The following is a 1,882-nucleotide window of genomic DNA, read 5'->3' as shown; positions in this document are numbered from 1 at the left end:
CGAGGCTGATCATATATTTCTCCACCTCTTCGTCGATATGGATTTCTTTTACTTTCTCTTTGAGTGCAATTAACGCCGCCGAATCAATCACCGCATTAATGGCTTCACCCAATCCCGAACCGACACGCCGTGCGATGGATAGCTCCTCTTCGGGGGTGTTATATCCGACGGTAATTTTGAGCATAAAACGATCGAGTTGCGCTTCAGGAAGAGGATAAACCCCTTCGTTCTCGATCGGATTCTGTGTCGCCATAACGAGAAACGGAGGGGAGAGTTTAAAACTCTCATCCCCTAACGTCACCTGCCGCTCCTGCATCACTTCCAGCAGTGCCGATTGTACTTTTGCGGGTGCGCGATTAATCTCATCGGCGAGGAGGAGATTGGTAAAAATAGGCCCTTTTTTGATTTTAAAGCCGTTCTCTTTCGGATCGTAGACCTCAGCACCCAAAATATCGCTCGGGAGGAGATCGGGGGTGAACTGCACCCGTTTGAACCCTAATCCTAATGTTTGTGAGAGAGCTTTAACTGTTGTCGTTTTCGCTAACCCAGGTATCCCCTCGATCAGGATATGACCGTCGCACAATAATCCGATCAACAATCCGTCGATCATTTTCTCTTGACCGACGACGACTTTGGCCACTTCGGAACGTATTTGATTAATTACATCTATCATTATTTTTCCTCTTTATCTGTTGTGAGTTTACCTTGTTTATTTTTAGCTTTTAGTTACACCATTGTTTTTCACACGGGATTCCATCGTTATTCCCATCCATTTTTGTATTAGGACAATTATTGAGAAAAAACGTAGCCTCTTCACATGATTTCATTTGAGAGCAATGCTTTCTACCGTCACATTGAAAATTACTTGTTTTTCTCATCTGTGATGTCGTTTTCGTTGATGGCTGATATGCTTTCATTTTCGATCGATCTTTATCCGATTCTTTTCTCATTAAAACACGCTCGTAATACTCTTTTCCATCATTGGGACGAAATGCCGTTCCACAATCATTGCTTAATGGATCATAAAAAACGATTGTTCCCGTATTGTCATCCCAATAAACCTTACGATTACCCGGAATAATTTTAGGAGTCTTAGTCATCATAATCGTACGAATATGATTTTGAAACTCTTCAGGATTACCAATTTTTTGCGTATCAGGCATTTCTATATTTGCTATTCTCTTTTTTTCAGAAAACTCACTTCCATGATTCGTCCATGCGTGTCCGTGTGCAATTTTGTCGGCTATCTCTTCAGGCACATTTACAAGACATTCAGCATAAGAAGAGACTGTAAAAATGATAAATAATGTACTGTATAATATTTTTGACATTATAAACACCATTTCTTATTTCACTGAATCATTGTGAAACAATATATTCAATCTCTTCTTAGCTTCACGCAAATCCACTCTCCCTGATTCGAGCAATTCAATCACCTCTTCGTAATGTTTTTCTCCCGAAAGGGAGAGGAGCATCACCAACTCTTTGGATGTTTTGGCCTCATCCCAAAACCGCTTCACCTTTCTCCGTGGTCTCAGTTTCCACAGCCGCCGCACTGCCTCACCCAGCGCAACTCCCGCCATCACTAAACCCGTATAAAGGGTATATCGCATCCAACCGCTCCAATCACGCAACGCGGGAGGGTCTAAGAGATTCGATCGCTCATATCCCTGCACCACTTCGATCGCTGCCGCGTCGCTTTGGAGCCGTTTTATTTTTTGCGTTGACGTGTCGAAAACATCGATGGTGATCGAAGGGATAATAAAACTTTTAGAGCTGACAAGGGCAAACTCCTGACGTATCTCCCCGCTAAATCCCGCCGTATCGGGAGAGATATCGCGCATCGGTTCTTCGGCGAAAATATTTACTCCGCTGATGTTTA

Annotated in this window: 3 protein-coding genes; all 3 read right to left on the bottom strand. The window is 43.0% G+C overall.

The genetic code is table 11. The features are described 5' to 3' along the window. Positions 1 to 673, bottom strand: a 673-nt coding sequence (locus tag A2517_RS03435) for an AAA family ATPase (protein WP_294894157.1), incomplete at its 3' end; no start/stop codon positions are given. Positions 674 to 722: 49 nt separating this feature from the next. After that, complete coding sequence (locus A2517_RS03430; RefSeq protein ID WP_294894155.1) at positions 723 to 1,331, bottom strand: excalibur calcium-binding domain-containing protein; 609 nt, start codon at positions 1,329 to 1,331, stop codon at positions 723 to 725. 15 nt (positions 1,332 to 1,346) lie between these two features. Further along, positions 1,347 to 1,882: hypothetical protein (locus A2517_RS03425; RefSeq protein ID WP_294894153.1), on the bottom strand; the 536-nt coding region annotated here is incomplete at its 5' end.

This window comes from Sulfuricurvum sp. RIFOXYD12_FULL_44_77, from assembly GCF_001830725.1.
Lineage (GTDB): Bacteria > Campylobacterota > Campylobacteria > Campylobacterales > Sulfurimonadaceae > Sulfuricurvum > Sulfuricurvum kujiense_A.
Note: the sequence above shows the minus strand (reverse complement) of the source record. Positions and strands in the feature narration are given on the sequence as shown.

Coding starts and splice junctions, on each gene's coding strand:
- A2517_RS03430 (WP_294894155.1), bottom strand. CDS start 1,331: ATGTCAAAAATATTATACAGTACATTATTTATCATTTTTACAGTCTCT.